Source organism: Sinomonas sp. G460-2 (genome assembly GCF_047759905.1).
GTDB lineage: Bacteria > Actinomycetota > Actinomycetes > Actinomycetales > Micrococcaceae > Sinomonas.
On record NZ_JBKZWT010000173.1, the window covers coordinates 1 to 7,628 of the forward strand.

Here is a 7,628-nt window from a genome sequence, read left to right on the forward strand (position 1 = left end):
CGAGCACCCAGCGCTGGAACTCGGCGCGGCTCAGCTTGCCCCGCTCGGTGACCGGCAGCTCGGCCAGCTCAACGTATTGGAGTGGCCGCTTAGCCGGCGCGAGCCGCCCCTCGAGGCCCGCGCGGAGTTGGAGCTGGCACAGCCCCGCGTGCGATGGCACCACGCCAGCGACGACGCGCTGGCCCCGGATGTCGTCGGGAACCCCAGCGACGACGACCTCCGCGACCCCGGGAAGCATCGCGAGCGCCGCCTCGACCTCGTGGGGGTACACGTTTTGCCCGCCCGTATTGATCATGTCCTGCGTGCGTCCGAGGACGTGGAGCTGCCCGTCCTCGACGAAGCCCTGGTCCCGCACGGTGCACCACTCTCCGAGCCGGGTGAACGCCTGGCCGTCGTCGCCCCACACGTAGCCCTCGCTGACCAGGGTGCTGCGCACGCTGATGTTGCCGGTCTGGCCGTCGGGGAGAGGCGAGCCGCCGTCGTCCAGGATCGCGACGTCCACGCCGGGGAACGGGCGCCCGACGGCGGTCCCCACCGCGGCGGATTCCGCGCCGGGGCGGTGCGCGGTCGCGGCGACGAAGCTGAGTTCCGAGGCTCCGTAGTACTCCCACACGACCGCATGCGGCGCCCAGCGCCGCGCGGCCTCGAGAGTGCGCCGATCGAGCTTCTGCCCCGAACACACGATCGCCGTGATCCCGCTCGCGTCGACGTCCCCGGCGAGCCCCCGCTCCGCGAGGACGCGCAGCATCGTCGGCACGAGCACTAGGCGCGTGATGCCCCGCTGGCGGATCTCGGCGTGAGCGTCCGCGACGTCGAAATGCGCGAGTGTGTGGAACGAGGCACCCGCGTACAGGCACTCCGAGAGCGTGTACAGGTTGAGGCTCGCCGAGAGCGGTCCCGGCGCAAGGACGCGATCCGCGCTCGAGAGGCCGAAGAGCGCGACGGACGCCTCGAACGAGCGCCGCCACGATGCGCGCGTTCGCGAGAAGGCCTTCGGCATTGACGTGGTGCCGGACGTGAGGCCCACGAGGAAACTCGAGGCCGGGTCGCCGTCGGTCAGCCCGACCGGCCCGGCCGACCCGCCGGCCCAGCGGCGCCCGAGGAGCCCCCGGACCTCCGACGACAACTCGGCCGGCCACAGCGGGTCGAGCACGGCGCATTCCCGCTCCCCCGCGACCCCGGCCGCCCAGCGGACCGCGAAGTCCACGCCGTTTGGCTCCTGCAGTACGCGAACGTCCGCACCGGAGGCCACGAGCCGTCCGGCCTCGGCGGCCAGCTCGGCCCACGAGGCGTGCGCCGTCCCGCAGACGACGGCGGGCTCGTGGGGCTTCTCCGCGGCCCACGCCGAGAGCCGGTTCAGGAAGGGCATCTTCCGAGTTTATGCGGCGGACCCGCGCCGGCGGCCGCGCGGGGGCCACGATGACGGTACTTGTCGCTGTCGGTGTACTCGGGTGCGCCGGTCCCCCACTGAGGCCGAGGAAAGTCGAGTACAGCTAGGTGTGGCGGGACCTGAACCGCCACAGGCAAGCTGGAACCTCGGGGACACTCGACGTTCGGGGAGGAACGATGGGCAGCAGCGCCGCTGGGTCACCACTTGAGGGCTTCCCGGGAGCCCTTGTCTTCTTGGGTGGGCTCGTGCTCTGGTGGGCGGTGATCGCGGTCGCCGTCGCCGGCGTCGCGCTCACCCTCGGCTGCATCTGGTCATACCGACGCCTGAAAAAGCGGCTCACACCCGACCAGCCAGGGGCGGACGACCTTGACGGGCTCGTCGCCAACCAGGCCCTGGGAATCCTCGTGGAAGCGTTGAACGGCCCGTGGCTCTGCAAGGCGACCAAGAAGAATCTCCTGCACCTCATGCTCAGGCACCGGGGCCACCCGGAACGGGCCCTGTTGGAACACCTCCAACAGCTCCGGGCGGGGGCTACGGAACGCTCCCGCTGACCCTCTCGGCGGGGCATTGTCCCCTCCGTCCGGCCCCGCATACGCGAACGACGGCGGCCGGTGACTTCCGCGGGGAAGGTCACCGGCCGCCGTCGTTCGCTGGGCGCCAGGCACTCGGCGAGGGGCCAGTCCTCAGATGTTGAAGCCGAGGGCGCGCATCTGGTCGCGGCCGTCCTCGGTGATCCGCTCGGGACCCCATGGCGGCATCCACACCCAGTTGAGGCGCCACTCGTCCACGACGCCGTCGAGGGCCGTGCCGACCTGCTCCTCGAGGATGTCCGTGAGCGGGCACGCGGCGGTGGTGAGCGTCATGCTGATGAGCAGCGTGCCGTCCTCGCCGTACTCGAGCCCGTAGACCAGTCCCAGATCCACGACGTTCACGCCGAGCTCCGGGTCGATCACGTCCTTGAGCCGCTCCTCGACGTCCTCGATCGCGGTCGGGGCCGGCTCGAGCCCGGCCGCAGGCTGGGAATCAGTCACAGTCTCTCCTTGGGGTTCAGGCCTGCACCGCGGAGCCGGCGCCGGCGAGGAATCGGTCGTAGCCCTCTTCCTCGAGGCGGTCGGCGAGCTCCGGGCCGCCCTGCTCGGCGATCTTGCCGTCCACGAAGACGTGGACGAACTCCGGCTTGATGTAGCGCAGGATCCGCGTGTAGTGGGTGATGAGCAGCGTGCCCATGTTGCCGTCCGCGTGGGCGCGGTTGACGCCCTCGGAGACCACCTTCAGGGCGTCGACGTCGAGACCCGAATCGGTCTCGTCGAGCACGGCGAACTTGGGCTTGAAGAGCTCGAGCTGGAGGATCTCGACGCGCTTCTTCTCGCCCCCGGAGAAGCCCTCGTTGACGTTGCGCTGGGCGAAGTCGGCGTCGATGCGCAGCTGGGCCATCGCCTCCTTGACGTCCTTGGTCCACGTGCGGATCGCGGGCGCCTTGCCGTCGATCGCGGTCTTCGCGGTGCGCAGGAAGTTGGTCATGGTCACGCCCGGGACCTCGACGGGGTACTGCATCGCGAGGAACAGGCCCGCCCGCGCGCGCTCGTCCACGCTCATCGCGAGGACGTCCTCACCGTCAAGCGTGATGGAGCCCGAGGTGACGGTGTAACGCGGGTGGCCCGCGATCGTCGAGGCGAGCGTGGACTTGCCCGAGCCGTTCGGGCCCATGATCGCGTGCGTCTCGCCCGTCTTGACGGTGAGCGTCACGCCTTTGAGGATCTCCTTGACGCCCTGCTCGGTCTCGATCGAGACGTGCAGGTCCTTGATCTCCAGAGTCGACATGTGTGTTCTCCTTGTGCCCGGCGCCGCCGGGTTCAGTGCTGAGGGTACCGGCGCCGCCGGGACCAATCCTTGGGGGTCAGTTTTCTCCGGCTTCGAGCTCGCGCTCGACCGCCTCGACGAGGTGCTCTTCGAGGGAGGGAACGCCGATCTTCTGGATGATCTCGTTCAGGAAGCCGCGCACCACGAGGCGGCGGGCCACGTCTTCAGGAATGCCGCGGGCCATGAGGTAGAACAGGTGCTCGTCGTCGAAGCGGCCAGTCGCGCTCGCGTGGCCGGCGCCCGCGATGAGGCCCGTCTCGATCTCGAGGTTCGGCACGGAGTCCGCGCGGCAGCCATCCGTGAGGACCAGGTTCTGGTTCTTCTCGTAGCTGTCCGTGCCCTCCGCCTGCTTCTGGATGAGCACGTCACCGACCCACACCGTGTGGGCGTCCTTCCCCTGCAGCGCGCCCTTGTAGAGGACGTTGGAGATGCAGTTGGGCTGGGCATGGTCCACGAACGTTCGGTGCTCGAGGTGCTGCCCCGCGTCCGCGAAGTACAGGCCGAACACCTGCGCCTCGCCGCCGGGCTGGGCGAAGCGGACCGTCGGGGTGAGGCGCACGAGCGAGCCGCCGAGGCTCACGGCGACGTGCTTGATCTTCGCCTCGCGGCCCACCTTGACCTGCTGCGACGAGACGTGGATCGAATCGTCGCTCCACTCCTGGAGCGTCACGATCGTCAGGTCGGCGCGGTCGCCGACCACGATCTCGACGTTCTCCGACACGATCGCCTGGCCCTCGTGGTTGAGGACGACGACGGCGCGCGCGTTTTCCTCGGCCACGATCACCACATGCTGGGCGGACGCCGCGAGGCCCGCGCCGGTGAGGGTCACGAGGACGCGATCCTCGAGCTCGGCCCCGGCCGGGATGGTCACGACGGTCGCATCGGCGAAATGCGCCCATGCGTTCGCGGAGACACGGTCCTCGGGAATGCCCGCCGACCCGACGCGGGAGTCGTCGCGGCCAACCGTCTCAACGCGGACCGACGCGGGCGCCTCGACCGCGACCGCGGGGGCGGCGCCGTCGAGCGCGTCCTTGTGAAGCCCGCCGAGGCGACGCAGCGGCGTGAAGCGCCACTCCTCCTCTGTGCCCTTGAGCTCTGGGAAGTCGGCGAGCTGGTAGGACGTCAGGCGGCCGGCGCGCGAGCTGTCCGGGATCCCGTAGCCCCCGCCGTGGGAGTGGCTCTTGGCCGCGGCCCCGCCGAGCGGGCCCGTGACGACGGGCGTCGGCGAAAGGCTCTCGCCTTCCTCGGTGAAGCCGGCGATCGACGGCGCGCCGATGCGGGCTGTCTCCTTCGTAGCCTCTTCAGTTGTTCCAGTCATCAACCGACGGACCCTTCCATCTGCAGTTCAATGAGGCGGTTCAGCTCGAGGGCGTACTCCATGGGCAGTTCGCGCGCGATCGGCTCGATGAAGCCGCGCACGATCATGGCCATGGCCTCGTCCTCGGGGAGGCCGCGGGACATGAGGTAGAAGAGCTGCTCCTCGCTCACGCGCGAGACGGTGGCCTCGTGGCCGAGCACCACATCGTCCTCACGGATGTCGATGTAGGGGTAGGTGTCCGAACGGGACATCGTGTCGACGAGGAGTGCGTCGCAGCGAACCGTGTTCGCGGAGTGCTTCGCGCCCTCGCGAACCTGGACGAGTCCGCGGTAGGCCGCGCGGCCGCCGCCGCGGGCCACGGACTTGGACACGATCGAGGACTTCGTGTTGGGCGCGATGTGCACCATCTTCGAGCCCGTGTCCTGATGCTGGCCCTCGCCCGCGAACGCGATCGAGAGCGTCTCGCCCTTCGCGTGCTCGCCGACGAGGTACACCGCCGGGTACTTCATGGTGACCTTGGAGCCGATGTTGCCGTCGATCCACTCCATCGTGGCGCCCTCGTGGCAGATGGCGCGCTTCGTGACGAGGTTGTAGACGTTGGTCGACCAGTTCTGGATCGTCGTGTAGCGGACGCGGGCGCCCTTCTTGACGATGATCTCGACGACCGCCGAGTGCAGCGAGTCCGACGTGTAGATCGGGGCCGTGCAGCCCTCGATGTAGTGCACGTAGGAATCCTCGTCGGCGATGATGAGCGTCCGCTCGAACTGGCCCATGTTCTCCGTGTTGATGCGGAAGTAGGCCTGGAGCGGGATCTCGACGTGCACGCCCTTCGGGACGTAGACGAACGAGCCGCCAGACCACACAGCCGTGTTGAGCGACGCGAACTTGTTGTCGCCCACCGGGATCACGGTGCCGAAGTATTCCTGGAAGAACTCCGGGTGCTCCTTGAGCGCCGTGTCGGTGTCGAGGAAGATCACGCCCTGCTTCTCGAGATCCTCGCGGATCTGGTGGTACACGACCTCGGACTCGTACTGGGCCGCGACGCCGGCCACGAGGCGGCTGCGCTCGGCCTCCGGGATGCCCAGCTTCTCGTACGTGTTGCGGATGTCATCGGGGAGGTCCTCCCACGACGCCGCCTGCTTCTCCGTGGAGCGCACGAAGTACTTGATGTTGTCGAAGTCGATGCCGGAGAGGTCGGCGCCCCAGAGCGGCATGGGCTTGCGGTCGAAGTACTTGAGGCCCTTGAGGCGCAGGTCGAGCATCCACTCAGGCTCGGCCTTCTTCTGGGAAATGTCGCGGACCACGTCCTCGTTGAGGCCACGGCGAGCGTTGGCGCCGGCGGTGTCCGAGTCGGCCCAGCCGTACTCGTACGTGCCGATTCCGTGGAGCTCGGGGTTCTTCTCCAGAATCTCCGAGATGACCGTGGACTCGACGTCCACGGCATGCTTCTCGGCCAATTGATCCGTCATCACGGCCTCTCTTGGTGGTGGGTTGCGGACTCCGGGGCGGCCGTCCGGTGGACGCCGCGGCCGGTGGGAATGTGAGTCGTGCACACGTGGCCGCCGCTTGCCAAGGTCGACAGGCGGCGCACGTCGACGCCGAGGAGGCGCGAGAAGACGGCCGTCTCGGTGTCGCAGAATACGGGGAACTCGGCGGCGAGCTGCTGCACCGGGCAGTGCCCCTGGCACAGCTGGACGCTCGCGAGGTGGGCCGGCAGCGGGACCCGGCTCGTGACATCGGCGGACGAGGCGACGAAACCGTCGTTCGTGAGTGCCTCGGCCAGCGCGCGCGAGCGAGCCGCGACGTCGTCGCCCGCCGCGTCGACGATAGGTTGGTAGCGATGTTCCATGGCGGCGAAGCGCTCCTCGGCGAAGTCCTCGACGGCGCCCGGCCCCGCCACCTCGGCGAGGCGGTGCAAGGCCGTGCGGGCGATGTCGAGATAGTCGTCGCCGATGGTGGACTGACCGCGAGAGGTCAGGACGTACCGGCGGGCCGGACGGCCGGCCCCGGTGCCCGAGGTAGCGATGCGCTTGACCTCGACGACGCCACTGCGGGTGAGGGCGTCGAGGTGGCGGCGCACGGCGGCCGGCGTGACGCTCAGCATTTCGCCGAGCTCGGCCGCGCTCACCGGGCCATGCTCGAGGACGGCGCTGAGGACGCGATCACGCGTGCGATCCTCGGCGTCGACAGGCACGGCGCGCCCGCGCGACTGTTGGTTGGCCACGGAATACACAAAACAATCATTGCCTAATATGCCCAGCACCTCCAGTAAGGCGGGGCTTAGTTGGCTGACTGATGCGTCACATAACGTCCCGGCGGGATAGCGACGAGCGCACTACTACCTTGCGTAGAATGAATGGGTGCTCAGAACCGGTACCCCCTGCCTAGAGATCGAGGGATTGATCCACGACGTCGGGCCGATCGCCGCTGAGGGGGGCCGGATGAAGCGGGTGCTCGCCGGCGTCGACCTCTCTGCCCACGCCGGTCAGGTGACGGTCCTCCTTGGCGTCAACGGCGCGGGCAAGACGACGACTCTCGAGTGCGCACAGGGCCTTCGTCGCCGCACCGGCGGCACGATCCGCCTCCTCGGCGAGGATCCGCAGAACGCGAGTGCGGACCTCCGGGCCCGGGTGGGCGTCATGCTCCAGGACGGCGGGCTCCCGCCGTCGTCGAGGCCCCTTCCGCTGCTCCACCACGTCGCCGGCATGTACCGCAATCCCCTCCCGGTCGGCGAGCTCGCAGAGCGCCTGGGCCTGCACGAGTTCTCGGGGACCACGATCCGCCGGCTCTCCGGCGGGCAGAAGCAGCGCGTGGCCCTCGCCGCCGCGCTCGTGGGGCGCCCGGACGTCGTCTTCCTCGACGAGCCGAGCGCGGGCCTCGACCCGCAGTCCCGCCAGGTGGTGTTCGACCTCATCACCGAGCTCCGCGGCCAGGGCCTCGGCATTATTCTCACGACCCATCTTCTGGACGACGCCGAGCGGCTCGCCGATTGGGTCGCGATCTTGGACCGCGGGCGCATCGTTGCGGAAGGCACGGTGGCCGAGCTCCTGGGCACGGCAA

At 69.2% G+C, this 7,628-nt stretch carries 8 protein-coding genes; 2 read left to right on the forward strand and 6 right to left on the reverse strand.

The features are described from left to right. Positions 1–1,369: class I adenylate-forming enzyme family protein (locus ACLN58_RS14695; protein ID WP_415856006.1), on the reverse strand; the 1,369-nt coding region annotated here is incomplete at its 3' end. Between the two features lie 197 nt (positions 1,370–1,566). On the opposite strand from ACLN58_RS14695, the gene ACLN58_RS14700 reads away from it, so the two are divergent. Continuing rightward, entirely contained in the window at positions 1,567–1,941 is a 375-nt protein-coding gene (locus ACLN58_RS14700; protein WP_415856007.1) for a hypothetical protein, read from the forward strand. Between the two features lie 132 nt (positions 1,942–2,073). On the opposite strand, the gene ACLN58_RS14705 is transcribed toward ACLN58_RS14700, so the two are convergent. The 5 genes from ACLN58_RS14705 to ACLN58_RS14725 all read right to left on the reverse strand — a co-directional run bounded on the left by ACLN58_RS14705 (position 2,074) and on the right by ACLN58_RS14725 (position 6,801). After that, on the reverse strand, positions 2,074–2,421 hold the full coding sequence (locus tag ACLN58_RS14705; RefSeq protein WP_136611560.1) for a metal-sulfur cluster assembly factor: 348 nt from the start codon (positions 2,419–2,421) through the stop codon (positions 2,074–2,076). A 16-nt stretch (positions 2,422–2,437) separates the two neighbouring features. Continuing rightward, positions 2,438–3,211: a Fe-S cluster assembly ATPase SufC gene (gene sufC, locus ACLN58_RS14710; RefSeq protein ID WP_415856008.1), complete on the reverse strand. Its 774-nt coding sequence runs from the start codon at positions 3,209–3,211 to the stop codon at positions 2,438–2,440. A 76-nt stretch (positions 3,212–3,287) separates the two neighbouring features. After that, positions 3,288–4,568 (reverse strand): Fe-S cluster assembly protein SufD, encoded by a 1,281-nt coding sequence (gene sufD / locus ACLN58_RS14715; protein ID WP_415856009.1) that lies wholly within the window; start codon positions 4,566–4,568, stop codon positions 3,288–3,290. Then, positions 4,568–6,037, reverse strand: coding sequence for a Fe-S cluster assembly protein SufB (sufB, locus tag ACLN58_RS14720; protein ID WP_415856010.1), 1,470 nt, complete (start codon positions 6,035–6,037; stop codon positions 4,568–4,570). Before sufB ends, sufD begins: the two co-directional genes overlap by 1 nt. Then, a complete protein-coding gene (locus ACLN58_RS14725; RefSeq protein WP_415856011.1) occupies positions 6,037–6,801 on the reverse strand; it encodes a helix-turn-helix transcriptional regulator in 765 nt (254 codons plus the stop codon). The genes sufB and ACLN58_RS14725 overlap by 1 nt, the downstream gene beginning before the upstream one ends. Before the next feature lie 127 nt (positions 6,802–6,928). On the opposite strand from ACLN58_RS14725, the gene ACLN58_RS14730 reads away from it, so the two are divergent. Beyond that, positions 6,929–7,628: ABC transporter ATP-binding protein (locus ACLN58_RS14730; RefSeq protein ID WP_415856012.1), on the forward strand; the 700-nt coding region annotated here is incomplete at its 3' end.

What these genes read in the sequence shown, in the direction of transcription:
- sufC (WP_415856008.1), bottom strand. Translation starts at nt 3,211, where the DNA reads ATGTCGACTCTGGAGATCAAGGACCTGCACGTCTCGATCGAGACCGAG.
- sufD (WP_415856009.1), bottom strand. Translation starts at nt 4,568, where the DNA reads ATGACTGGAACAACTGAAGAGGCTACGAAGGAGACAGCCCGCATCGGC.
- ACLN58_RS14700 (WP_415856007.1), top strand. Translation starts at nt 1,567, where the DNA reads ATGGGCAGCAGCGCCGCTGGGTCACCACTTGAGGGCTTCCCGGGAGCC.
- sufB (WP_415856010.1), bottom strand. Translation starts at nt 6,037, where the DNA reads ATGACGGATCAATTGGCCGAGAAGCATGCCGTGGACGTCGAGTCCACG.